General features: G+C 57.4%; 23 protein-coding genes. 5 read left to right on the top strand and 18 right to left on the bottom strand.

Translation table 11 applies throughout. The features are described 5' to 3' along the window. Positions 1–2: 2 nt before the first annotated feature. The 5 genes from asd to MID00_RS16720 form a co-directional block, all read right to left on the bottom strand. A complete protein-coding gene (asd, locus tag MID00_RS16740; RefSeq protein WP_009462145.1) occupies positions 3–1,127 on the bottom strand; it encodes an aspartate-semialdehyde dehydrogenase in 1,125 nt (374 codons plus the stop codon). A gap of 45 nt (positions 1,128–1,172) precedes the next feature. Beyond that, on the bottom strand, positions 1,173–2,249 hold the full coding sequence (leuB, locus tag MID00_RS16735; RefSeq protein WP_009462147.1) for a 3-isopropylmalate dehydrogenase: 1,077 nt from the start codon (positions 2,247–2,249) through the stop codon (positions 1,173–1,175). Between the two features lie 120 nt (positions 2,250–2,369). Further along, positions 2,370–3,014, bottom strand: a complete 645-nt coding sequence (leuD, locus tag MID00_RS16730) for a 3-isopropylmalate dehydratase small subunit (protein WP_009462149.1) — start codon at positions 3,012–3,014, stop codon at positions 2,370–2,372. Positions 3,015–3,027: 13 nt separating this feature from the next. Beyond that, a complete protein-coding gene (leuC, locus tag MID00_RS16725; RefSeq protein ID WP_009462151.1) occupies positions 3,028–4,431 on the bottom strand; it encodes a 3-isopropylmalate dehydratase large subunit in 1,404 nt (467 codons plus the stop codon). A gap of 234 nt (positions 4,432–4,665) precedes the next feature. Beyond that, entirely contained in the window at positions 4,666–6,093 is a 1,428-nt protein-coding gene (locus MID00_RS16720; RefSeq protein WP_254499151.1) for a PLP-dependent aminotransferase family protein, read from the bottom strand. Between the two features lie 181 nt (positions 6,094–6,274). On the opposite strand from MID00_RS16720, the gene MID00_RS16715 reads away from it, so the two are divergent. Beyond that, positions 6,275–6,706: a carboxymuconolactone decarboxylase family protein gene (locus MID00_RS16715; protein WP_088450159.1), complete on the top strand. Its 432-nt coding sequence runs from the start codon at positions 6,275–6,277 to the stop codon at positions 6,704–6,706. A gap of 259 nt (positions 6,707–6,965) precedes the next feature. On the opposite strand, the gene MID00_RS16710 is transcribed toward MID00_RS16715, so the two are convergent. The 7 genes from MID00_RS16710 to MID00_RS16680 all read right to left on the bottom strand — a co-directional run bounded on the left by MID00_RS16710 (position 6,966) and on the right by MID00_RS16680 (position 13,819). Then, positions 6,966–7,466, bottom strand: a complete 501-nt coding sequence (locus MID00_RS16710) for a heme-binding protein (RefSeq protein ID WP_196784024.1) — start codon at positions 7,464–7,466, stop codon at positions 6,966–6,968. Between the two features lie 94 nt (positions 7,467–7,560). Continuing rightward, positions 7,561–8,199, bottom strand: a complete 639-nt coding sequence (locus tag MID00_RS16705) for a response regulator transcription factor (RefSeq protein ID WP_254499150.1) — start codon at positions 8,197–8,199, stop codon at positions 7,561–7,563. Then, positions 8,196–9,662: a sensor histidine kinase gene (locus MID00_RS16700; protein ID WP_254499149.1), complete on the bottom strand. Its 1,467-nt coding sequence runs from the start codon at positions 9,660–9,662 to the stop codon at positions 8,196–8,198. Before MID00_RS16700 ends, MID00_RS16705 begins: the two co-directional genes overlap by 4 nt. Before the next feature lie 220 nt (positions 9,663–9,882). After that, a complete protein-coding gene (locus tag MID00_RS16695) occupies positions 9,883–10,710 on the bottom strand; it encodes a M48 family metallopeptidase (RefSeq protein ID WP_254499148.1) in 828 nt (275 codons plus the stop codon). A gap of 66 nt (positions 10,711–10,776) precedes the next feature. Further along, a complete protein-coding gene (gene aroC / locus MID00_RS16690; RefSeq protein ID WP_045929988.1) occupies positions 10,777–11,838 on the bottom strand; it encodes a chorismate synthase in 1,062 nt (353 codons plus the stop codon). Between the two features lie 93 nt (positions 11,839–11,931). Beyond that, positions 11,932–13,398, bottom strand: a complete 1,467-nt coding sequence (locus tag MID00_RS16685) for a YdiU family protein (protein WP_254499147.1) — start codon at positions 13,396–13,398, stop codon at positions 11,932–11,934. A 10-nt stretch (positions 13,399–13,408) separates the two neighbouring features. Further along, the gene (locus tag MID00_RS16680; RefSeq protein ID WP_009462169.1) at positions 13,409–13,819 is read right to left on the bottom strand and encodes a DUF2069 domain-containing protein; all 411 of its coding nucleotides are present in this window, start codon (positions 13,817–13,819) and stop codon (positions 13,409–13,411) included. Positions 13,820–13,875: 56 nt separating this feature from the next. On the opposite strand from MID00_RS16680, the gene MID00_RS16675 reads away from it, so the two are divergent. Both MID00_RS16675 and MID00_RS16670 read left to right on the top strand, forming a co-directional pair. After that, entirely contained in the window at positions 13,876–15,255 is a 1,380-nt protein-coding gene (locus tag MID00_RS16675; protein ID WP_009462171.1) for a YihY family inner membrane protein, read from the top strand. Next, complete coding sequence (locus tag MID00_RS16670) at positions 15,239–15,700, top strand: CBS domain-containing protein (RefSeq protein WP_009462173.1); 462 nt, start codon at positions 15,239–15,241, stop codon at positions 15,698–15,700. The genes MID00_RS16675 and MID00_RS16670 overlap by 17 nt, the downstream gene beginning before the upstream one ends. Positions 15,701–15,720: 20 nt before the next feature. On the opposite strand, the gene dusA is transcribed toward MID00_RS16670, so the two are convergent. Next, complete coding sequence (dusA, locus tag MID00_RS16665; RefSeq protein ID WP_254499146.1) at positions 15,721–16,713, bottom strand: tRNA dihydrouridine(20/20a) synthase DusA; 993 nt, start codon at positions 16,711–16,713, stop codon at positions 15,721–15,723. 203 nt (positions 16,714–16,916) lie between these two features. Here dusA and MID00_RS16660 point away from each other — a divergent pair, with 203 nt between their 5' ends. Beyond that, positions 16,917–17,888, top strand: coding sequence for a homoserine kinase (locus MID00_RS16660; RefSeq protein ID WP_021446523.1), 972 nt, complete (start codon positions 16,917–16,919; stop codon positions 17,886–17,888). Between the two features lie 14 nt (positions 17,889–17,902). Next, positions 17,903–18,679, top strand: a complete 777-nt coding sequence (locus tag MID00_RS16655) for a BPSS1780 family membrane protein (protein ID WP_026483380.1) — start codon at positions 17,903–17,905, stop codon at positions 18,677–18,679. On the opposite strand, the gene MID00_RS16650 is transcribed toward MID00_RS16655, so the two are convergent. Genes MID00_RS16650 through MID00_RS16630 form a run of 5 tightly spaced genes read right to left on the bottom strand, consistent with a single transcriptional unit; the run spans position 18,676 to position 23,757 of the window. Continuing rightward, the gene (locus MID00_RS16650; protein WP_250755793.1) at positions 18,676–19,074 is read right to left on the bottom strand and encodes a hypothetical protein; all 399 of its coding nucleotides are present in this window, start codon (positions 19,072–19,074) and stop codon (positions 18,676–18,678) included. The two genes, MID00_RS16655 and MID00_RS16650, sit on opposite strands and share 4 nt — an antisense overlap. A gap of 4 nt (positions 19,075–19,078) precedes the next feature. Beyond that, positions 19,079–19,939, bottom strand: coding sequence for a type II secretion system F family protein (locus tag MID00_RS16645; RefSeq protein ID WP_250755795.1), 861 nt, complete (start codon positions 19,937–19,939; stop codon positions 19,079–19,081). Between the two features lie 2 nt (positions 19,940–19,941). Beyond that, entirely contained in the window at positions 19,942–20,787 is an 846-nt protein-coding gene (locus MID00_RS16640; RefSeq protein WP_254499145.1) for a type II secretion system F family protein, read from the bottom strand. Next, on the bottom strand, positions 20,784–22,436 hold the full coding sequence (locus tag MID00_RS16635) for an ATPase, T2SS/T4P/T4SS family (protein ID WP_254499144.1): 1,653 nt from the start codon (positions 22,434–22,436) through the stop codon (positions 20,784–20,786). The genes MID00_RS16640 and MID00_RS16635 overlap by 4 nt, the downstream gene beginning before the upstream one ends. Then, the gene (locus MID00_RS16630; RefSeq protein WP_254499143.1) at positions 22,423–23,757 is read right to left on the bottom strand and encodes a type II and III secretion system protein family protein; all 1,335 of its coding nucleotides are present in this window, start codon (positions 23,755–23,757) and stop codon (positions 22,423–22,425) included. Before MID00_RS16630 ends, MID00_RS16635 begins: the two co-directional genes overlap by 14 nt. Between the last annotated feature and the right edge of the window lie 16 nt (positions 23,758–23,773).

Here is a 23,773-nt window from a genome sequence, read left to right as displayed (position 1 = left end):
GATTAGAGCTCGCCCAAAGCGATGCGCAACATGCGGCGCAGCGGTTCAGCCGCACCCCACAGCAACTGGTCGCCAACCGTGAAGGCGCTCAGGTACTCGGGGCCCATGTTCAGCTTGCGCAGACGGCCCACAGGGATATCCAGCGTGCCGGTGACGGCAACTGGAGTCAGCGCTTGGACCGTGGCTTGACGCTCGTTAGGCACAACCTTGGCCCACTTGGAACCTTCAGCCAGGATGTCGGTGATCTCGTCCAGCGGAACATCGCGGGTCAGCTTGATGGTCAGTGCCTGGCTGTGGCAGCGCATGGCACCGATACGCACGCACAGACCGTCGATAGGAATGTGCTTGTCCTGTGCACCACGGCCCAGGATTTTGTTGGTTTCCACACCGCCTTTCCACTCTTCACGCGTCATGCCATTGCCCAGATCGGAGTCGATCCAGGGGATCAAGCTACCGCCCAGGGGTACGCCAAAGTTTTTCTGAGGCAGATTGGGGTCGCGTTGTGTCTGCAAGACACCGCGGTCAATATCCAGAATGGCCGATGCGGGATCGTCCAGCAGGCTGGAGACGGACTGGTTGATCAGACCGAACTGAGTCAGCAGTTCGCGCATATGCTGTGCGCCACCACCGGAAGCAGCCTGGTAAGTCATGCTGGTCATCCACTCAACCAGATTCTGGTTGAACAGACCGCCCAGACCCATCAGCATGCAGCTAACCGTACAGTTGCCACCGATGAACTGCTTGCCACCTTTGGCCAGTGCAGCATCGATAACAGGACGGTTGATCGGGTCCAGCACGATCACGGAGTTTTCGTCCATGCGCAGCGTGCTGGCCGCGTCAATCCACAAACCATTCCAGCCAGCGGCACGCAGCTTGGGGTAGATCTGGCTTGTGTAATCTCCACCCTGGGCGGTCACAATAATTGGCAACTTTTTCAAGGCGTCAATATCGTGGGCGTCCTGCAATGGGCCAGCACCGTCAGCCCACGAAGGAGCTGCGCCGCCAGCATTGCTAGTCGAGAAAAACACCGGCTGAAAAAGGGAAAAATCGCCTTCGTCGCGCATGCGCTGCATGAGCACGGAGCCCACCATCCCACGCCAGCCGACCAAACCTACCGCTTGAGTCATGGTAATACCACCTGGATATATAAAAAAATAAAACGATAAAAGATACTATCGCAAAGCCTTGAGCACTGCATCCCCCATAGCACTGGTGCTCAGCAATTGGCAACCGTCTTCGTAGATGTCGCCGGTACGCAAACCTTGTTCGAGCACGCTGGCAACCGCCGCTTCGATACGCTTGGCCTGGTCTTCTGCATTGAGCGAGTAGCGCAGCAACATGGCAGCGGACAAAATGGTGGCCAAAGGATTGGCCTTGTCCTGACCGGCGATATCGGGTGCCGAGCCGTGGCTGGGTTCGTACAAACCTTGCTGGGATGCGTTCAGAGATGCCGAAGGCAACATGCCAATGGAGCCTGTCAACATGGCTGCTTCATCCGATAGGATATCGCCAAACAGGTTGCCTGTGACAATCACGTCAAATTCTTTTGGTGCGCGCACCAACTGCATGGCGGCATTGTCCACGTACATGTGGCTCAATTCCACGTCCGGATACTCACGGGCCACATCAATCATGATGTCACGCCAGAACTGGGATGTTTCCAGCACATTGGATTTATCCACGCTGCACAAGCGCTTCTGACGTTTTTGTGCGGCCTGGAAACCCACGTGAGCGATACGGCGCACTTCGCTTTCAGCATAGTGCATGGTGTCAAAGCCCTGACGCTCGCCCGCGAAGTTGCCCTCTTCCACCGTACGCACGCCACGAGGCTGACCGAAGTAAATATCACCTGTCAGTTCGCGCACGATCAGGATATCCAGACCGGACACAACTTCTGGTTTCAAGGTAGAGGCGTTAGCCAGTTGCGGGTACAGGATGGCGGGACGCAGGTTGGCGAACAGGCCCATGGCACGACGCAAACCCAAAATGGCTTGTTCGGGACGCAGGTGACGCTCCAGCGAGTCGTATTTCCAGTCACCCACGGCGCCGAACAGCACAGCGTCGGAGTTTTGAGCCAGGCTCAGCGTTTCAGGTGGCAGGGGGTGGCCGTGCAAATCGTAAGCGGCGCCGCCCACGGGAGCCACGGTCATTTCCAGATCCATGCCCAGAGCACCCAGTACGCGCTGCGCCTGTTCGGTAATCTCGGGACCGATGCCATCACCGGGCAATACTGCAATTTTATGAGTCATGATGAGTAGGACGTAAAAATTAGGGAATAAGTGTGAAGAACTCCGGCCTGATGGCCGGAGCATCTTGGCTGCCACAGAAAGGCAGCAACAGCGAAGCTTCTACAAAACCTGCGCCCAGGCTCAAGGCTGGCCAACCAGCCAGGGGTGACGGGCCAGACGCTCGGCTTCGTACTGACGGATCATGTCCGCTTTCTGCAAGGTCAGGCCAATTTCATCCAGACCATTCAAGAGGCTGTGCTTGCGCGAAGCATCAATGGTGAACGGCAGTTCACGGCCTTCAGGCGTGATCACGCGCTGCTCGGCCAGATCAATACGCAGCTTGTAGCCGGGGAAGGCTTTGACTTCATCGAACAGGCGGGCAATATCCAGCTCGTTCAGGACGATGGGCAGCAAGCCGTTCTTGAAGCTGTTGTTGAAGAAAATATCGGCAAAAGACGGCGCGATAATGGCGCGAAAACCATATTGCATCAAGGCCCAGGGAGCGTGCTCACGGCTGGAGCCACAACCAAAGTTCTTGCGCGCCAGCAGTACGGAAGCGCCCTGGTAGCGGTCCTGATTCAGCACAAAGTCCGGGTTCAGCGGGCGGCGGGAATTGTCCATGCCGGGCTCGCCGTGATCCAGATAACGCAACTCATCAAACAAGTTGGGGCCAAAGCCGGTGCGCTTGATGGATTTGAGGAACTGCTTGGGGATGATCAAGTCCGTATCCACGTTCTCCCGATCCAAGGGAGCGACCAGACCTTCATGAGTAGTAAATGCTTGCATGGTGTGGATTTCCTCAGTTGAACGAACGCACGTCGACAAAATGGCCGGCAATGGCGGCAGCCGCTGCCATGGCTGGGCTGACCAGGTGGGTACGACCACCCTGCCCCTGACGTCCTTCAAAGTTACGGTTGGAGGTCGAAGCGCAACGCTCGCCCGGCTCCAGACGGTCAGCGTTCATGGCCAGACACATGGAGCAACCAGGCTCACGCCATTCAAAACCGGCGTTCAGGAAAATCTTGTCCAGACCTTCTTGCTCGGCCTGACGTTTCACCAGACCGGAGCCGGGAACAATCATGGCCTGCTTGACGTTGGAAGCGACTTTACGACCCTTGGCCACGCTGGCAGCCGCACGCAAGTCCTCGATACGGGCATTGGTACAGGAGCCAATGAACACGCGGTCGATACGGATGTCGGTCAACGGCATATTGGGCGTCAGGCCCATGTACTCCAATGCACGCTCCATGCCATTGCGGGTGACTTCGTCTTTTTCTTTCTCTGGATCGGGTACGCGGCTGTCGATAGGCAAGACCATTTCAGGCGAGGTGCCCCAAGTCAACTGAGGGGTGATCTGACTGGCATCGATGCGAATCACGCGATCAAACTCGGCACCTTCGTCAGTGTGCAAGGTGTTCCAGTAAGCCACAGCCTGATCCCACAACACGCCTTTGGGCGAGTAAGGACGGCCACGCAGATACTGAATGGTTTGCTCGTCCACAGCCACCATGCCTGAACGTGCACCGGCTTCAATCGCCATATTGCACACGGTCATGCGGCCTTCCATAGACAAGGCGCGAATTGCCGAGCCGCCGAACTCAATGGCGTAACCGGTACCACCAGCAGTACCGATCTGACCGATCACGTACAGGATCAGGTCCTTGGCAGTACAGCCAAAAGGCAGCTTGCCGTCCACCTGGATCAGCATGCTTTTGCTTTTCTTCATCAGCAAGGTCTGAGTGGCCAGCGTGTGCTCGACCTCCGAGGTACCAATACCAAAGGCCAAAGCGCCCACGGCACCGTGCGTGCTGGTGTGAGAGTCACCACAAACCACGGTCATGCCGGGCAAGGTCGCGCCCTGCTCGGGGCCGACAATGTGCACAATGCCCTGACGCACGTCGTTCATGCGGAATTCGGTAATGCCGAATTCTTCGCAGTTGGCGTCCAGGGTATCGACCTGCAGGCGCGAGATCGGGTCTTCAATACCGTTCTGACGGGAGGTGGTGGGGACGTTGTGGTCCGCCACAGCCAGGTTGGCACTGATGCGCCAAGGCTTGCGGCCGGCCAGAGTCAAGCCTTCAAAGGCCTGGGGGCTGGTCACTTCATGCAGCAAGTGGCGATCAATGTAGATCAAACAGGTGCCATCCGTGTCCTGATGCACGACGTGTTCGTCGAACAACTTATCGTATAAGGTTTTTGCCATTGCGCTCTCGCGATTCAGTTGAAATTACAGTCCGCACAGAGCGGGCTGCACATAAATTTTTTCTTATTATGACAGGCGTAGTAACTGGGACAAGACCAGTTTCCATACTAGTATTGGGACTACCACCCTAAATAGAAACATGCCCCTCGACAAGGACTCCCGGAGCCTTGTCAAAGAAAGCTCTGAAAGACCAACATCGTCAGCCTTGGCGATTGCTTCAGGCCGGACTCTTGTTCAAGAAGGTTCAGCAATGGCCAAGCTCAAACGCTCTACCCATTCATCGGCCATGCCCTGATCGCTGATATTGGCAAAGCCCATCAACAGCCCCTTATGCACCGCAGGCGATATTTGCCAGTCGCTCAAAGCCTGAACGGCCAGGCCCTGTTCCTGGGCAGCCTTGGCCAAAGGCCGGTCATCTTCTGCCCTCCTCAAATTGGCAAGCACATGAATCCCGCCTGCCTGGCTTTGCACCTGCAAGCGCTCCCCCAATATCTGTTGCAGCGTCTGTACCAAATAAGCCCGACGTTGTGCATACAAAGCCCGCATCTTGCGCAAGTGCCGCGCAAAGTAGCCCTGCTCCATGAAGTCCGCCACGGTAGCCTGCGTCAGGATGGAACCCGGCCCGCCTGAATAGTGAGCCGCCTGCTGGAAACGCTCCACCTGGGACAAGGGTGCGACCAAGTACGCCAGCCGCAAACCGGGATTCAGAACCTTGCTGAAGGTGCCGGTATAGATCACCCTGTCGTCCCTATCCAGACTTTTCAGGGCAGGCAAAGGACGCCCATGATAGCGAAACTCGCTGTCGTAATCGTCCTCCACAATCCAGGCCTGCTGCTGTCTGGCCCACTCCAGCAATTGCAAACGCCTGGGTAGGGACATGGCCATGCCCATAGGGCTCTGATGAGTGGGGGTCACGATGGCAAAGCGTGCCTGTGGGCAATGCTGCTGCCCGGCTATAAGGTTCAGGCCGTCTTCATCCAGCGGCACCGCATGCACGTGCATGCTGGCCTGCTTCAAGAACTGGCGGGCAAAAATATAGCCAGGATTTTCGTACCAGCCCGCGTCACCCGGATTCAGAACGCTACGACACACGAGCTCCAGCGCCCCCCAATACCCGGCCGTCACAAAGATCTGCTCCGGCAGACAAGCTATGCCGCGCGATACGCCCAAATAAGCCGCAATAGCCCGCCGCAACGGCGCATAGCCCACCGGATCGGGGTAACGCATTGCCACGCCCCCCAAAGAGCGCTGATTCTGGTTGGCCAGTCGTGCCCAGGTCTTGCGCGGAAAGGCATCCAAAGCCGGCAGGCCCAGCTGAAATGGCAAAGGGGGTGAGTCTTCTGCTGGCACATATGGCGAGGCACGCAGGGATGAGGCAGGGACACTGGCATATCTTTTCGCAGCCAAACTGGCCAACTGCGGTGACACCACCGTTCCTGCCGGCCCTCGTGCCAGAAAGTAGCCTTCACCCAGCAAGATTTGATAGGCCTGCTCCACCGTACCCTTGGCCACATTCAGCTCACTGGCCAGACTGCGTATGGATGGCACCCGGTCGCCGGGGCGCAATTGGCCTGCAGCAATCGCATCCCGAAAGCGCTCGTACAACTGCTGATAAACAGGAATGCCTGGTTCCCGGCTGGGTTTCCAGTGGCGTAGATCCATACCCATGTCCTAGTCAATTACTGATTTCTTGTCACTGATGACTGGGACATTACTCAGGGATAATCAACAAGTAAAGCAGATAGCCCGGCTTGATGACTAGACTGCTACAAACAGTGCATCAAACACAGCCACAGAACCAAAGTCTGCCCTGCCCTCTGTCTTACTTTCGATTGGATACGCCATGAGTACACTTCGCCTTCCCTACGACACCCTGTCTCCCAAAGCCTATCAAGGCCTGCTGCAAACGAAGCTTGCTTTGGACAAAAGCACTCTGGGCAAAGAGTTGATTGAGCTGGTTAATTTGCGCATTTCGCAAATCAACGGCTGCTCCTTCTGCCTGGAGATGCACGCAGCCTCCTTGCGCAGCTCGGGCGTGGCCAATGCCAAGATAGACAGCCTGGCAGGCTGGCGTGTCAGTGCGCACTTTAACGAACGCGAACGCGCGGCCCTGGAATGGACAGAATCCGTGGTGGATGTTGCTCACACTCATGCACCCGACGAGCACTTCGAGCCCTTGAAAGCCCATTTCAGCGATACAGAAATTTCGGATCTGAGTTTTGCGATTGCCTTGATGAGCGCCTTCAATCGCTTGGCCATCAGCATGCGCAAGTGAACGCGAAGGATGATTCTGCAGCGGCAAGAATCAAAAACCCTACGCCAGAAGTCAATCGTCAGACGGAATACGACCGTTCAGCGGCAACACTGAACGGTCAGCTTATTTGCCAACAATCCCGCCTTTACCGCAGGCCTTACCGCAAACACATCAAGCGATCCCTGAACTAGCCATGAAGCAAACCCCCGAAGCTTGGAGTAATGCCCAAGTTCCGGGGGGGGGCAGTTCAGGGGCGGCTCCCCAATCTGCAGGAATGCGACTACTTCAGATCGGCCTTCAGGGTTTCCAGAGCCGCTACGGCGCACGCTTCGTCCAGGTGGCCGCCAGGGGCACCGCCCACGCCGATGGCGCCTATCGTGTCATTGCCGACCTTGACCGGCACGCCGCCGCCCAGCAGCAGAAAGCCCTGGATATCGCCCAGATTGGCGGCACCGGCATTTTTCTGCGAACCCTCTAGCATGGCGCTGGTCAGGCTGCGGGCCGAAGCGGACGTATAGGCCTTGTCGATGCTGGCATTGACCGTATGCGGACCGGCCTGGTCGGCACGTTGGAGCGCACGCAGTACGCCAGCGCGGTCAACCACAGCCGCCGACACGTTGTAACCTTTGGTCGAGCATTGCTTGACGGTTTCGCTAGCCAAACGATTAGCCAGATCCAGGGAGATGTTTTTTTCGGTCAGCACACCCTGGGCCTGGGCGGCACCAGCGGCAAACAACAACGCCATCAAAAGGGAAGAGCGCAACATAGCAGTAATCTCCATTTATCAGTTCCGACAACATTGTCGGCATGGAAAAACTATACTTGCGCCGCCCGAACGGAACTATTCGGGCGCTTACCCTGGCATCTACGTAGTTTTACGGAGAGGCACTCACCAAGCTGGCATAATGCCGAATCAGGTGGGCGAGGTTATCGACCTGCAGTTTGGCAAACAGGTTGGCGCGATGCGTTTCAACTGTACGGGGCGACAGCGACAGCGCACGACCTATCTCCTTGTTGGTCAAGCCCTCGACAATCAGCGCCAGCACCTCGCGCTCGCGCTCGGACAAACTTGTGTAACGTTCACGCACCCACTGGTCGGCCGCAAGACGCTCACGACGGCGCGCGTGCTGACGCACGGCCTGCTGAACCGTGTCCAGCAACACATCGTCACTGACCGGCTTTTCCAGGAACTCGACAGCACCCGCCTTGAAGGCGCGCCGGCACATATCCACCGTGCCGTGCCCGGTCAACAGAATGATAGGCTGATCCACGCCTTGTTCAATCAGGGTATCGAGCAAGGTCAATCCACTGATGCCGGGCATGCGCACATCCAGAATCAATGCCCCGATAGACTGCCGATCAAAAGACTCCAGAAACTGCTGCGGATCCGCCCAAGTCTGCACCCGTAACCCGACTGTGCTGATCAGCAAGGACAAGCTTTGACGCACGGCGGCATCATCGTCCAGCAGGTGGATCAAGGGCGACAGGCTAGAGCCATTTTCAGTAGGGTTCATGATGCTTCCTCATCCACGAGTTGCAGTTCCAGCGCAAACACGGCTCCCCCCATGGGATCGTTGAACGCCTTCAAGCCGCCGCCCATGGCCTGAGCCAGCGACTCGCTCAGGCTCAGGCCCAGCCCCAGGCCGTCGGAGCGCGTCGTAAAAAAAGGCTCGAACACACGATCCAGATGCTGCGGGACTATTCCCGGACCATTGTCACGCACGGTCAATTCCACGCGCCCTTGGCGCTGCAACACCTCGAGCCAGATGCGCGGATTGCTGATCTGGGCTACGCCCAAAGCGGATACGGCATTATTGAGCAGATTGTGGATGATTTGTCCGAGCGCCACGGGTTCACCAACAACAACGACATCGTGTGAAGGAAGGCGTTTTTCCAGGGTAATACCATGCCGCTCCAACTCCGGCATCAGCAAATGCACAGCCTCGCCCAACACCCGCGTCAAGGACACCGGGCAGCACTGCTCAGCCAGACCGCTTTCACGCAAGCTGTGCCGCAGGCGTGTCAACACGCTGGCCGCACGCTTGATCTGCTCCACCGAATGCGCCATGGCTTCACGTGCCGGCTCCAGGTCGGGGGGATCATCCTGCAAGAGCCGCAGGCTGGCTTGTGTATTGGCCAATACGGAGGTCAAAGGTTGGTTCAATTCATGCGCCAGGCCCGCGGCCATTTCACCGAGCGCATTCAAACGGCCCACCTGACCGATACGCAGCAACTCCTGAGCGCGCAAGGTCTGTTCACGCTGTTTGCGCACATAGATGACCAGCGCCACCAGCAAGGCACTGGCCAGGGCGAACAGTGCCGCCTGTCCCCAAGGCAGGTCGGCATAGCCCACGACGCGACGCGTGTGCAATTGAAAGGGTTGGCTGGTGGAAGTCATTGTCTTGCCTGACTGGAATACCACAGGCCCGGCATGGTCCAACCCAGGACTGATCACCCATTGTTGGTCCTGCCACTCCAGCACCACGCGCACGGGACTGCCATCACGCCGAAAAGGCCATTCGTCCCAGGCGATGGCGGCATTCAAATCCAGCAGCACGGCAAAGCTGGCCGGATGCGCCGCTACCAGCAGAACATAGCGCCCTTGTGCCAGTTGCACATCCGTCAACACGGCGCGCTCGGCCTTTAGAGACTGCAACTGCGCCTGCTGCCATTGAGGATTGGCCCACGCGACGTCGCTCTCTTCGCGATAGATCGCCATGATCTGGGGAAACATGGCTTTCAGCGTTCCCAGACGTTCAATGCGCTGCACGGGCGGCTGCAACAGGGCCAGCATTTGTAAAATGGCGTCATGCTGGGCCAGACGCTGGCCCAGCAGCCGGTAGGCTATATTGCTTTGCACCGTGAATGCCTCCTGCTGCCGCGCCAGTTCAGCGCGCGTCAACACGATGGCGCCGGCCAAAGACAGGCCGAGCCAAATCAACAAACCATACAGAAAAGTGCGATGGCGCGATTTCATGAGTGCATTGTGAGTATGGGAAGCAATCAGATAAATAGGTCGACGGGTCGAGAAACCAGGCTTTCCTATACTAAACAATGTCCCTGTCCCGCGCCGTTGCGAGCGGCAAGGTCTGGATCTCAGTTCCCACTCCATGATGAGAGCTGAGCTTGGCAATCTCCAACAAAGCCTCATCAAGGGTGTTGTTCATTTCAGATCATGAACCTCTGAAGCCAGCCTTTCACGGCTTGGCCGCCTGCTGATACAAGGGCATGACGCGTTCCGAGATCGCCTGCAAATCCGCAATACGGGTTGAGGAAGCCGGGTGAGTAGACAGGAACTCCGGCTGACTTCTGCCCTGCTCCAGGGCCCCCATCTTCTGCCACAAGCTGACCGCAGCACGCGGGTCGTAGCCTGCACGCGCAGCCAGCTCAACCCCGATCAGATCGGCCTCGGATTCGTGAGTGCGGCTGTTAGGCAGTTCAAACATGACTTCGCTGAGCGTACCGCCCAAATCGTTCACAGCCTGCACACCAGTCAGGGCGGAGAGCACCGTCAAACCGAAAGAAGTCGCCATTTTCTGGGAAACCTGCTCACGCGAATGCTCGCGCAAGGCGTGAGCAATCTCATGCCCAATGACAGCAGCCAGTTCCGCGTCCGTTGGCTGAATCCGTTTGATCAAGCCGCTGTAAACCGCCATCTTGCCGCCCGGCATGCACCAGGCATTAACTTCGTCCTCATTGATGACGTGGACTTCCCAATTCCAGGAACGGGCGTCCGCCCGGAAAACACCGACTTGATCGATCAGGCGTTGGGCAATGGACTTGACCCGACGACTCTGGGCCGCATCGGTATCCAGCGCCTTTTGCTGCCGAGCCTGGGACAAGACCTGAGCATAATTCTGGGCCGCCGCCTGATTGAGCTCGGCCTCGGACACCAGATTGGAGATAAATTGTTTGCGTTCGACACCTACCGTCCCGCTTTCCGTCGTCTGCACCGTGGCACAGCCCGTCATGGCCAGTATCAACCCCGCCGCCAAAAAGCGTTTTCCTTTCGCAATACCTTTCATGCTCAGCTCCAAAAAACAAACCTGACAAGAAAATGAAGTGCTAGGATCCTGCGCAAACCCTCAGTTTCAGACGCCGCACTGCGAACGATGACGCAGACAATGATCCATCAACACAATGGCCAGCAAGGCTTCGGCAATCGGCGTGGCACGAATACCCACACAAGGATCGTGACGGCCCAGTGTCTGCACTTCAACCGCTTCACCGGCTCGATTCACGGAAGGACGCATGGTACGGATGCTGGCAGTAGGCTTGATCGCCAGGGAAACCGTCACGGCCTGCCCGGAGGAAATACCACCCAATACGCCACCGGCCTGGTTGGTCTTGAAACCATCAGGGTACAGCGCATCACCGTGCTCCGAGCCTTTTTGCGTAATGCAATCAAAGCCAGCGCCAATCGACACGCCTTTAACGGCGTTCAAACCCATCATGGCATGGGCGATATCGGCATCCAGACGGTCGTAAATAGGTTCACCCCAGCCAGCGGGCACGCCTTCGGCCACAACTTCAATGCGTGCGCCAATCGATTCGCCTTCTTTGCGCAGCTCGTCCATATAGGCTTCCAGCTGCGGCACCACGTCCAGGTCTGGCGCGTAAAAGGGATTCTGCTCGACCACATCCCAGCTTTTGAAAGGAATGGCGATGGGGCCCAGTTGGCTCATATAGCCGCGAATCTTCACGCCGAAGTGCTCGGCCAGCCATTTCTTGGCAATTGCACCGGCCGCCACGGTAGGCGCAGTCAGGCGAGCTGAAGAGCGACCACCACCACGCGGGTCGCGGTTCTCGAACTTCTTCCAGTAGGTGTAATCCGCATGGCCGGGACGGAAGGTATCCAGCAGATTGCCATAATCCTTGCTGCGCGCATCGGAGTTGCGAATCAGTAGGCTAATGGGCGTGCCAGTTGTACGACCTTCGTAAATACCGGACAGAATTTCCACCTGATCCGGCTCACGGCGCTGAGTCACGTGGCGCGAGGTGCCAGGACGGCGGCGATCCAGTTCAAACTGAATATCCTGTTCAGACAGCTCCAGGCCCGGAGGGCAGCCGTCGATCACTGCGCCGATCGCTGGACCATGAGATTCGCCGTAATTCGTGACGCGGAAGCTTTTACCTAGAGTATTGCCGGACATAGAGAAAGTGAACGCAAAGAAATGAGGAAAAATGAAAGACAGGCACGATTATGGCATTGTTCCCGAATCCGGACATGCGCCGCGCCCGGTCTTTCAGGAAGAGCAACTGACGGCCAGCTCCGCACTGCCTTCTGGCGGCGGCATGGCATAGGCCTCAAAACCGGCCCGCTCGGTGTATGGGTCGCGCAGCAGCATCAGCAAGGTGTCGATTTCGCTGGCGTCATCCTTGGCAGCAGCCTGGATGGCCTGCTCAGCCAAATGGTTACGCAGCACATATAAAGGATTGACGCGATTCATGGACTCGCGCTGCTCTGGCGTGTCGGAACCGTCCAGCTTCAGACGCTGGCTATAGGCTTGCCACCAGGCCCGGGCCTGATCTTCGGAACCCTCAAACAGGCTCAGGAAAGCCTCGGGTGCCTTGCTGGCCTGTGCCAGAGCACGGAAGGACAAGGTGAAATCCGCCCCGCTGTTGTGCAGCAAGCGCCACCAGTCATCGACCAGTTGCGCGTCATCCGCCTGCCAGGTGCGCAAGCCCAGCTTGGCCTGCAAATTGGCGTGATAGCGCTTCAGAAAACTGGCTTCAAACGTCTGCAAACGCTCTTTCACCGCATCCACATCTGGATCCAGCACCATCAAGGCGCTGGCCAGGCGGTACAGGTTCCAATGCACAATCGCAGGCTGTGCATTCCAGGCGTAACGACCTTGACTGTCGCTGTGATTGCAGACGTGATTCACGCGGAATCGGTCCATGAAGCCGTACGGTCCGTAGTCAATGGTCAGGCCCAGAATGGACATATTGTCGGTATTCATGACGCCGTGGCAAAAGCCGACAGTCTGCCAGTCGGCCACCATTTCTGCGCTGCGATGCGTCACTTCCTGCAAGAAGCGGCAGACGCGCTCCTGCTCCGAATCGCCTTCGACCAGCAGTTCCGGATAGAACTCGCGCAGCACATAGTCCAACAATTCACGCACACGGCTTGCGTCGTTGGCCCAATGTTCAAACGAGCCAAAACGCACAAAACTGGGGGCAACACGTGTCACAATCGCGCCCGTTTCCACGGTTTCCCGGTACACAGGCGTATCCGAAGTGACCAGGGCCAGGGCCCGGCTGGTGGCAATGCCCAAACCGGCCATGGCCTCACTGGCCAGATATTCGCGCACACTGGATCTCAGCACGGCACGGCCATCGCCCATACGGGAATACGGGGTTTTACCGGCGCCCTTCAACTGCAATTCCTGCGGGCCCGTGGGGGTGTCGATTTGCCCCAGCAAATGCGCGCGGCCATCGCCCAACTGTCCTGCCCAGACACCAAACTGGTGACCGCTATAGACAGCCGACACCGTCAGGCCACCCGGCAAGGGGGCTTGGCCGCTGACTACATCCAGAAATTCCTGTTCCCCCAAACGGGAGACATCCAGACCCAGTTGCGCCGCCAATTCCTTATTGACGTGCAGCAGGCGGGAATTGGCCAGGGGTTGCGGCGGAACCGCCGTATGGAAAGCCGAGGGCAAATCCGCAAAATGATGACTGATGGCCAGGCCATCGAACAAGCTGGACATACAGACCCCCTTAGGCCGATTTGGCGGCTTTGGCAGCCTCGGCTTTTTCGGCCTTGCTGCGCTGCTTGGCCGCTTTCTTGGCTGGCCAAAGATAAAAAATGGCGCAGAAATAATAAATCAGGGACAAGACAATTTCTGCAATCGCCCAGGGCATAACTTCAGCCACCGGGTCCGACCAGGCACGCATGACCCCTTCTGCGAAGTACAGCAGAATCATCATGGACGTCCATTGCAGGGTATATAAATTGCCCTTGAGCACGCTGCGCAGCGGCAGCACCAAAGGAATCACTTTCAGCACCAGCCAGGAGCCACCAGGTTTCAAGGGCGCAAAATGAAGCTCCCAGGCCAGGCACAAAGCAATCAAGGCGACCAAAGCCAGGGCCGCCACTCGATGAAGTATGGGGTTTAAAGGTTCATGCATGCTGTTATTATCACCTGAACCCTGTCGAAAAGCAGCGTCCGCCGCATCAAACCGCTATGAAAAACGACGAGAACTTCCCTATGCCCTCTGAGCAAGCTGAACAAACAGACTTGAACCCAGATAACACCGATCCTGTCTCCGCGCAGGAGCCCCCGCCCGCCCCCACCGCCAAGCATCACTTTTTAAGTGTGGCGCGCTTTGCCATCAAGCGGGTGGCTGAAAAAGATCTGATGAAGGTGGCCTCCAGCCTGACCTACACCACGATCCTGGCCATTGTCCCCATGCTGACGGTGGTACTGGCGCTGTTCACGGCCTTTCCACTGTTCCAGGAATTTGAAAGTGCCCTGGAAGGGTTTTTGACCCGTAACCTGATGCCCGAAGTGGTGTCAGAAAACATCATGTTGTATCTGAACCAGTTTGCCTCCAAAGCGTCAGGCCTGACGGCGGTAGGCAGCTTGTTCCTGATTGTCACGTCCATCATGCTCATCATGACCATTGACGAGACCTTCAACAATATTTTCCAGGTCCACGTGCAACGCCCACTGGGACAACGCCTGCTGGTGTACTGGGCCATTATTTCGCTGGGCCCGATTCTGACCGGCGCCAGCCTGTGGGCCACGACCATTCTGGCTCGGGAGTCCTTGGGTTATATCGGCGACTTGTCCGGCATAGTGACCTTTGCCCTGTCTTACGTCCCCTTCCTGTTTACCGCCCTGGGGCTGACGGCGCTGTTCATGTATGTGCCCAACCGCCGCGTATGGTGGCGCGATGCGCTGATTGGCGGGGTGGTTACCGCTGCCTTACTGGAGCTGATGAAGGCCGGTTTCGCCTTTTACCTGACCCGCTTTCCCACCTACACGATTATCTACGGCGCCTTTGCCATCCTGCCGATCTTCCTGCTGTGGATCTACATTTCCTGGCTGATCGTCCTGCTGGGTGCCTCCATGGTGGCGATTCTGCCCGACTGGCGTGGCCGCAACTGGGTCAAGACCAATGTGCCCGGCATCGCCTTTACCGATGCCGTGAACCTGCTCTACCAGCTGTGGCTGAACCGTCAGAGCCAGCAGGGACTTAGCGTACGTGAACTCAGCCACAAGCTGGAACGCGACCCGGACGAGCTCTACAGCATTTTATGCAAGCTCAAGTCCATGGGACTGATTGCTGACACCCAGCAAGACAATGACGAACAGTGGGTACTGAGTTGCGATCTGCGTCAGGTCAGCCTGAAACAACTTACCAAGGCATTTCTGCTGGACCGCTCCCATACCCACGAGGGTCCGCTAGAATATGTATTCAATTATCTTTCTCAGTTTTTCGATCAGCGACTATCCAATCTGGAAGAACTGTTTGAGTCGCCGCAAGGCATTCTGACAGGACAACCAGCCATACTAAACGCCGATCCCGGTCAGGAGACCCAGTATGCTAAAAGTCAGTGAAATCCTGCGTGTCAAGGGAGACACGCTTTATACAGGCACCCCCGAAATGACCGTTGAAAAAGCGGTACAGAGCATGAGCGAGCTGGATATTGGTTCGCTGGTGATCATGGAGCATGGTCAGTTGGTGGGTATGTTGACCTTTCGCGAGATCATTCGCCACTGGCACGCTCAGGGCGACAAGGCCCAGGGCTTTACGGTGCGCAGCATCATGGATGACGCCCCTGTCAGCGTCACCCCCAACACCAGCGCCGACGAGGTGCAGCGCCTGATGCTGAACAACCACGCACGCTATATGCCCGTGATGGACGGTCCCGTGCTGATGGGAGTTATTTCCTTCTTTGATATGGCCCGCGCCATTGTTCACGCCCAGCAGTTCGAGAACAATATGCTCAAAGCCTACATCCGCGACTGGCCTACCGATTCCGAGCAAGCCAGCGCATCCTGATCCCCTGGATCAGGCCGCCTTTACTGACGGCGTTGCAATTCTTCCCAGGCCTGCGCAAGCAGGCCTGGATCGTTTTTGGCCAACCAATTGTGATCTGACAAGGTACGACGCCACTGACGTGCGCCCTTCTTGCCGTGCGGCCAGCCCAACATGCTCTTGATCACAATGCGTAACGGCACACCTGCCTGAACATGGTGCCGGGCATAAGCAATCATCTGCTCCACCACGGCATCCTCGCCCATCAAGGGATGCTCAGGCCACAGCCGACGATGAATCTCGCTTAATACCGCCGGCGTATGCCAGGCTGCCCGGCCCAGCATCACACCATCGAACTGTTCCTCCAGCGCTAGCGCCTGATCCGGCTCCTGAATGCCGCCATTCAAGATGAACAGTGCTTCAGGAAAGTCCTTTTTCAACAGCATGGCCATGTCATAGCGCAAAGGCGGAATCTCCCGATTGTCCTTGGGTGACAAGCCTTTCAAGACCGCATTGCGGGCATGAACCGTAAAGACACGGCACCCGGAATCGAACAAAATCCCCACAAAGTCCCGCACAAAGCCATAGGACTCGTTGTAATCCAGCCCCAGCCTATGCTTGACCGTCACAGGCACAGAGACCGCGTCCTGCATGGCTTTAACGCAGTCTGCCACCAACTGCGGCTCGTTCATCAAACAGGCACCGAAAGCGCCTTTTTGAACCCGCTCCGAGGGGCAGCCACAGTTCAGATTAATTTCGTCGTAGCCCCACTTTTCACCTGCCAGAGCGCTGGTCACCAAGGCGTCCCGGTCGCTGCCCCCCAGTTGCAAGGCAACTGGATGCTCCGCCTGATCAAAATCCAGATGACGTGCCTGATCGCCGTGCGTCAGTGCGCCCGTGGTGATCATTTCAGTAAACAGCAAAGCGCGCGGCGCCAGCAGACGATGAAAAAAGCGGCTGTGGCGGTCAGTCACGTCAATCATGGGCGCCACACTCAAACGCCACATCTGGCTGTCCGGCATCACAAAATTAGTCATAAACAGGGGGCAAATAGCCTGATCGCAGGCTTGGTGAAAAAGGGTAAACACCCATTTTAGTGGTTTCAGCCGACCACAGGATGAAGATAAAGCGCGGTAAATCGCCGCAAGGCTCCAAAAAGCGGGCACACTGGTCTAAAATCGGCCGTTTGACATACTTGCGCGCCTGATAGTGCGCCAACAACCGGACCCTCACTGAAAGCATGGCTGTTTTTACTTCTGTCAGCGAACTTGACGCCCGCGAACTGCTGGAACAATACACAATTGGCGAATTTGTTTCCTTACGTGGTATTACCGCCGGCATTGAAAACACCAATTACTTTCTGAGCACCACCCAGGGCGAGTATGTTCTGACCTTGTTTGAAGTCCTGACGCTGGAACAACTGCCTTTCTATATCGAGCTGATGCACCACCTGGCCGCCAAAGGCGTGCCGGTGCCCGAGCCCATGACACGCCGCGATGGCAAACGCATCTGTGTCATGCACGGCAAGCCGTGCTCGATTGTGACGCGCCTGCGTGGTGGTTACGAGCCCGAGCCCACGGTTGAACATTGTCGCCAGATCGCCCGTACACAAGCTCAGGCCCACCTGGCTGCGCAGGACTTCCCTCTGGAACAACCCAATCTGCGCGGCCTGAGCTGGTGGCAAGCCACCGTTCCCCAGGTTCTGCCCTTTCTGGACGAGAGCCAGTCCGAGCTTATCCAGACCGTCTTGCAAGAGCAAAGCCGTTTTGCCGACAGCGACACCTATCGCGCCTTGCCACAAGGCCCGGCTCACTGCGACCTGTTCCGCGACAACGTGCTGTTTGCCGGCACCTCGGAAGCGCCCCAGATGGGCGGCATCATCGACTTTTACTTTGCCGGTTGCGACACCTGGCTGTTTGACGTGGCCGTGGCCGTGAACGACTGGTGTATCGACCGCCTGAGCGGTGCCCTGAACCTGGAAAAAGCCCAGGCCTGGCTGGAGTCCTACGCCCAGGTGCGCCCCTTTACCGAAGCCGAACACAGCGCCTGGCCTATACTGATCCAGGCCGCCGCGCTGCGCTTCTGGATCTCGCGCCTGTACGACTTTTATCTGCCCCGCCCCGCTCAAACCCTCAAGCCGCATGACCCGCGGCACTTTGAGCGTGTGCTGCGCCAGCGTCGCGACCATGCTGTACCGGCGCTCCCTCGATAAATACGGATACTGATATGCAAGCTGCCAAGCTCCCCTTTCTTTACGGGTGGTACTGGATTCAGGAAGGATTGCGCTTGTTCAAGCTGCAACCGGCTGCTCTGTTCTTCTGGAGCTTGATCACCTCCATCCTGATCAACCTGAGCAATATTTTCCCCATCATCGGCCAGATGGTGCTGATCGTGCTGGTCCCGACCATGACCTTTATCATTCAGAATGCCTGTCGCCGCATTCATGAGGGAGAGGTCATTCGCCTGGGCATGTGGACCGAGCCCTTGAAGCCCGCCCCGGTACGCAACCGCCTGATCAAACTGGGCATCATTTACTTGTTGGCCTGCCTGGTCGTCGGCTTTGTGGCGACTTTCCCTTTTGTGAATGAGCTGTCCCAGTTGATGGACAACAGCAATGCCACTCCACAGGAAGTCATGGCGGCCTTTCGCAAGCCCATCATTTTGTTCTTCGTGCTGTACCTGGGCCTGTCCGCCCTGTTCTGGCACGCTCCGGCCCTGGTAGGCTGGCATGCCATCCCGGTCAAGCAAGCCCTGTTCTTTTCCATGGTGGCTTGCTGGCGCAACAAGGCCGCCTTCCTGCTGTACGGCCTGTGCTGGGCGGCTGCTTTCTTCGCCATCCAGACCCTGGGCGAATTGCTGCTGGGTGCAGGTTTAAGCCCAGGCACGGCCACCATGGTGCTGACGCCTATCAATCTGGCGATGGCTGCCATCCTGTACGCCAGCTTCTACCCGGCTTACCGCAGCGTGTTTGGTGATCCGATGCGCGACGCCGCACAAGGCTAAGCCCGGTCCAGCCATACCCCGCCCCCTGTTTGACGTATTTCCTGCAGGGCGGCGGCCCAGGGCGAAAACTGCTCCGGCCCCGACAGAGAAGTGACCGGCGCCTCCAGTACCGATCTGGCTTTTCTGTGCCAACGTATCGCTCCCGCAGGTACAGCCGGACAAAACCTCAAGGGCTGATCATCTTCATCCAGAAAGCAGATATCCAGAGCCTGCCGCATTCCCCATAGGTGCACCGCCCTACAAGGCCGCAGCCACACCGCAACTGCGAAACTCTTGTTCTGTGGCAATGCCTTCCAGCCACGCCAACGGGCCCAGAAAATATTGGCGTCGAACAGATACAAGGGCTGCTGTGGCACCTGTTGCAGCGGCTGTTTGATCAGTACTGAGATAGACATCGCCCTAGCCTCCCCCTGCCAGCCAAGGGCCTAACAGGCTCATCGCAATCACCAGAAACGTGCAGGGGAAAATGCACACGACCAAAGGGGCCAGCAAATAAACAGGCAGCTTGAGGGCTCTTTGCTCAGCTTCCAAGTGCAAATGACTACGCAATTTTTCAGCTTGAGCGCGTAGCAACAAAGCCAAAGACAAACCCGTGTCCTGTGCCAGTTCCAAAGACAAAGCCAATTCTTCCAGCTCTGCCTGCCTGAAACTCAAAGCGACATTGCGCATGGCTTGCGGCAAACGTCGTCCCGCCCGAACCTCGCCCTGTACCTTGTTCAAGCTGATCAGCAGACTGCCTTGCGGTAGGGCCTGCGTTGCACGCGCCCAGGCTTGCTGCAAGCCCAGTCCGGATTCGACAGCCAGCACCAGCAGATCCAGAAAAAATGGCAAGTCCCGGCGGCAACGGAAATGATACTGACGCTGCAGTTTTCTTCCTCGTGAGATAGCTTGCAGTACGCTCAGGAAGAAGCCAGTCACAGCCAGCCCTGCAAGCTCCATCAATGAGGCTCCCTGAGTTAACAAGAAAGCACTGACAAGACTCGTGAGCAATCCAGTCAAGGCCAAACGTTTGCTTAAAAACCCCCGTACTTCCTTGGCATACGAACCCCACAATCGCTCGGGCCACTCATGCATAAAAGGCAAGGACAGGCAGAGATTCAGAGTTCTGGAAAACGGGGCTTCCCAAGCCTGCCAGGCCGCCTGCCCCAAACTGCTGCCTCCTTGCAGCAAAAGCAGATAACGACCGCGCCAAGCCCACAGGAATGCCATCAGGAACAAGGCTGCACTCAAGGCAGAGAGCATCCAGATCAGTGTGAGCATGATCACCCCTCCCCTCGCAGGATCACTTGCATCCACCACAGCCCCATCAGCAGCATGGCCACTAGCGCCCCCGCCACCCAAACACCCAATGTGTTGAACCAGGCCTGCTCAAATGCCGTGGCATCCAGAAGGTACAAGGCGCCCGCCACAAAACCCGGCAAGCAGAACATGATGCGCGCCTGCAAACGGGCCTGCGTGGTCAAGGCAACAATCTTGTCCTCGATGGTCAGTCGCGCCCGAATGGTTTGCGCCAATATTTTCAAACGCTCCCCCAATCCAGCCCCCGTGCTCTGGCCCATCTGCAAGGCACTGAACAACATGGCCAGTTCTGACACCGGCACTCGATCCAGAAGGTCTTGATACGAGTCCTTGGCACTCACCCCCAAGCGCTGCTGACGCAATAGCAAACGCAGCTCTTGCCCCAAGGGCGCAGGCAAAGATTGAGACAGCTGCTGCAAAGCCGCTTGCAAGGCCAAACCTGCTTGCAGGCTCAAGGCCAAAGACAGAACAAAGTCAGGCAACTGTCGTCGCAAGCTTGCCAAGCGCCGCTGTCCCATCCAGCGCAGAACCAGTAAAGGCGTGACTGCAGCCAGCAGGGCTACCATCGCTGCCAGCCAGAACGACTGCATCAGCCACCAAGCCGTCAAAAAGATCAGGGGCAATAAAGCCCAGGCCCCAAAAGCCAAATACTGACTGCGCACAAATACAAAATGTGATTGCAAACTCTGCTCGGACTGCCTGAGCAGTTGCTGCCTATAACGCTTGGCAAGACGCTGTCCTGAACGTAGCAATACATAGGCCAACGCCGTGGTACCCAAGACAATCAGCAAAATACTGAGAAATCTCATGATTGCCTCTCTGCAGACGAAACATGTTCGGAACGCAAGCCACTGGCGGCAAAACCGAACTCCGGGCGATAGCGGTACAAGGTTTGCAGTTGAATACGCTGCGCCTCGATGCCGGTCACCTCCACAATCTCGTGCACCAAACGCTTGCCATCAGGCAAGCGGCTCAGTTGCACGATAATGTGCAAAGCCCGCGCGATATGCTCTCGCACAACCAGCAAAGGCAAATCCAGACCTGCCATCAACACCATCCCTTCCAGGCGGGACAAAGCATCGCGAGGCGTATTCGCATGCAAGGTCCCCATCGAGCCTTCGTGGCCGGTGTTCATGGCCGACAACATATCGAAAGCTTCTGCGCCCCGGCACTCCCCCACCACAATCCGGTCTGGCCTCATTCGCAAGGCTTGTCGTAACAGGCTCCGTATATCCACTTGCCCCTGACCTTCTGCATTCGCGGGTCGGGACTCCAAAGCCACCCAATTACTGTGCTGCAACTGCAGCTCAGCCGCGTCTTCCAGGGTCACGATTCTTTCACCTGAATCAATGCAGGTGCTAAGCACGTTCAGCAACGTCGTTTTGCCTGTCCCGGTTCCACCCGAAACCAGAATATTGCAGCGTCGCTGCACCGCCTGTTGCAGGAAAGCGGCCATCTCCGGCGACAAACTGCCCGTCTGCAACAGATCCTCCAGCCCCAGGCGTCGTTTGGGGAACTTGCGTATGGTCACGCAGGTTCCCTTGACCGCAATGGGCGACAGTACCGCATGAAAACGCGAGCCATCGGCCAAGCGCCCATCCACTGCGGGCGAGTTGATATCCAGCCGTCTACCCAAGGGAGCCAGGATGCGGTCAATAATCGCCCGCAAGGCCGACTCGCTGCTGAACACCAGGGGATGGGCCTGAAGCCGCCCCGCCTGCTCAACAAATACCCGATCATAATGATTGACCATAATTTCCGAAACCGAGGTATCAGCCAGTAAAGGCTCCAGAGGGCCCAAACCCACCGCCTCGGCACAAACACTGGCTTGCAGGCTGGCTTGCTCATGCTTGGGGACAGCACATTGGGCCTGGATCAAACGACCCAAGCAATCAAAGGCTTCCTGCTTCAACTGTCTGTCTGTGACGCGGGAGAGGTCTCGACGCTCCAATTCCAACGCACTCAACAAGGCTTGATGCAGGCGTTGCTGTTCCTGTCTGAACAGAGCACTATCGGATACCGGAAGATCAGCTTGCCCAGGAGGGAAAAAACCTTGCTCACCCTGTGGTGTCTGACGCGGTTCTTCCCTCGTAAAGGACTGCGGTGTTGAGGTTTCCGGTGGGTTTCCCAAGTCCGAAGCGGCCATGTCAACTCTGGGCAGAACCTTCTGCCCAAAACCGACGATGCGCAACTTGAACCCTCCCAGCACCAGCACATCGCCCAAGCGCAAAGGCCCATCGTCATAAACCCGTTTGCCATTAAGCTGAACGCCCGTCAAAGAGCCATGATCCTGGATGTACACCGCCCCCGCCCGCTTCAGAAAACTGGCATGCTGGCGCGCGATACGCCAGGACGGCAGAACCACATCACAGGCCGGGTCACGCCCTATCAAGGCCGGCAAACTGACCGTGCAGGGGCGCGTCGTCCCCAGCTCCGACTCAAGCTCAAGGTTCAACACGAAATACCTCACTATCAGGTTCTACCCATTGCGACCAGGTGCCTCGCCCTGCTCCCTTGGGGATGGCACGCACAGGTGTATTCAAGCGCGGAGCATCAGGAAAGGTTTGATCCAACCACTGGGCAGCATTCGCCTGCCGAGCCAGCAAATCAGGATGCTCTGCCGCCACCAAAGTCGGCGTCACAAATACCGCCAACTCCGTTTCCTGTCGGGCAAAGCGTTCGGAACGAAACAAGGCGCCCAGCACTGGCAAACTGGCCAATCCCGGTAGACGATCCACATGCCGAGATTCTTCACGCGAGATAAACCCTGCCAGCACCAGCGTTTGTCCTGAACGGACATTGAACTCGGTCGAAGCTCGTCGGGTTTTCAAAGACGGCCCGGCGGGTTGGGACAGGCTGGCGTCAACGGAGCTAACCTCCACCTCGATCTGCGAACGCACCAACCCGCCACGCTCAACTCGCGGCACAATGCGCAGCGACACACCGTAAGGCTTGAAGCTGGTCTTGCTGTTTCCCTTGTCGTCCGTGGTGGTGTAAGGCAGCTCGCCCCCGGCCAGAAACTCGGCTTGAGAACCACTGCGTGCCAATAGCTGCGGTTGCGCCAGTACAACCGCATGTCCTTCCTGTGCCATGGCCTGAACGCGAGCAGACATCAAGGCGCCAACACCAAAGAATGCTGCCCCCTGCTTGGCAGGAAACGCCAAAGGCAAAACAGCTTCACCTGGCCTGTCCAAAAACTGATGAGTAGCCGCATCCCAGGCACCGCCCATACTCAAACCACCCTGAGAGCTCCCATCCCAACGCACTCCCAGCTCTCGCAGACTGTTGCGCGGCACCTCCACTACCTGCACATCCAGCAAGACCATCGGTTCCCAACCGTCCTGCTGCGTGAAATCCAGCAATTGAGGATGCTCCTGACTTAATGCCTGAATGCGTTGCTTGTCCTGATCACTTAAACCTTCTCCTTCCAGCACCAGCTTGCCACCCAGTTCGCTGATGCGTAACTCGGGAATGCGTTCCAGCAAACTTCGTAGCTCCGCCAAGGTTTGCCTATGATTTTCTGGCGACACCTCAATTTGGTAGGACTGGCTTTGCCCGGAATGGGACCAGACTTGCACCACCGTGCTGCCCGTCTTGCGTGCAAACAGAATCAATTCGCCCGATTCCGTGGTGACAGCGTGAACAATATCACCGTCGCCGACCGCCACCCGCTCCACCTGCGTGTCAGGCAGAACCATCAACTCACCGACTTGCAGCCCCAAGCCCTGGGCCTGGCTTTGCAAAGTTGCACTACACAGGGCACCAGACAGCAAACTCACAGCGGCCCGCCTACAC

It is taken from the genome of Alcaligenes sp. NLF5-7 (assembly GCF_024266725.1).
Lineage (GTDB): Bacteria > Pseudomonadota > Gammaproteobacteria > Burkholderiales > Burkholderiaceae_B > Alcaligenes > Alcaligenes phenolicus.
The sequence above is the reverse complement of the archived record's forward strand: the minus strand, read 5'-3'. Positions and strand labels throughout refer to the sequence as shown.

Coding starts and splice junctions, on each gene's coding strand:
- MID00_RS16655 (WP_026483380.1), top strand. CDS start 17,903: ATGCAAGCTGCCAAGCTCCCCTTTCTTTACGGGTGGTACTGGATTCAG.
- dusA (WP_254499146.1), bottom strand. CDS start 16,713: ATGACTAATTTTGTGATGCCGGACAGCCAGATGTGGCGTTTGAGTGTG.
- MID00_RS16710 (WP_196784024.1), bottom strand. CDS start 7,466: ATGGAGATTACTGCTATGTTGCGCTCTTCCCTTTTGATGGCGTTGTTG.
- leuD (WP_009462149.1), bottom strand. CDS start 3,014: ATGCAAGCATTTACTACTCATGAAGGTCTGGTCGCTCCCTTGGATCGG.
- asd (WP_009462145.1), bottom strand. CDS start 1,127: ATGACTCAAGCGGTAGGTTTGGTCGGCTGGCGTGGGATGGTGGGCTCC.
- MID00_RS16670 (WP_009462173.1), top strand. CDS start 15,239: ATGCTAAAAGTCAGTGAAATCCTGCGTGTCAAGGGAGACACGCTTTAT.
- MID00_RS16705 (WP_254499150.1), bottom strand. CDS start 8,199: ATGAACCCTACTGAAAATGGCTCTAGCCTGTCGCCCTTGATCCACCTG.
- MID00_RS16675 (WP_009462171.1), top strand. CDS start 13,876: ATGAAAAACGACGAGAACTTCCCTATGCCCTCTGAGCAAGCTGAACAA.
- leuB (WP_009462147.1), bottom strand. CDS start 2,249: ATGACTCATAAAATTGCAGTATTGCCCGGTGATGGCATCGGTCCCGAG.
- MID00_RS16700 (WP_254499149.1), bottom strand. CDS start 9,662: ATGAAATCGCGCCATCGCACTTTTCTGTATGGTTTGTTGATTTGGCTC.
- MID00_RS16645 (WP_250755795.1), bottom strand. CDS start 19,939: ATGCTCACACTGATCTGGATGCTCTCTGCCTTGAGTGCAGCCTTGTTC.
- leuC (WP_009462151.1), bottom strand. CDS start 4,431: ATGGCAAAAACCTTATACGATAAGTTGTTCGACGAACACGTCGTGCAT.
- MID00_RS16720 (WP_254499151.1), bottom strand. CDS start 6,093: ATGGATCTACGCCACTGGAAACCCAGCCGGGAACCAGGCATTCCTGTT.
- MID00_RS16640 (WP_254499145.1), bottom strand. CDS start 20,787: ATGAGATTTCTCAGTATTTTGCTGATTGTCTTGGGTACCACGGCGTTG.
- MID00_RS16685 (WP_254499147.1), bottom strand. CDS start 13,398: ATGTCCAGCTTGTTCGATGGCCTGGCCATCAGTCATCATTTTGCGGAT.
- MID00_RS16680 (WP_009462169.1), bottom strand. CDS start 13,819: ATGCATGAACCTTTAAACCCCATACTTCATCGAGTGGCGGCCCTGGCT.
- aroC (WP_045929988.1), bottom strand. CDS start 11,838: ATGTCCGGCAATACTCTAGGTAAAAGCTTCCGCGTCACGAATTACGGC.
- MID00_RS16695 (WP_254499148.1), bottom strand. CDS start 10,710: ATGAAAGGTATTGCGAAAGGAAAACGCTTTTTGGCGGCGGGGTTGATA.
- MID00_RS16660 (WP_021446523.1), top strand. CDS start 16,917: ATGGCTGTTTTTACTTCTGTCAGCGAACTTGACGCCCGCGAACTGCTG.
- MID00_RS16715 (WP_088450159.1), top strand. CDS start 6,275: ATGAGTACACTTCGCCTTCCCTACGACACCCTGTCTCCCAAAGCCTAT.
- MID00_RS16650 (WP_250755793.1), bottom strand. CDS start 19,074: ATGTCTATCTCAGTACTGATCAAACAGCCGCTGCAACAGGTGCCACAG.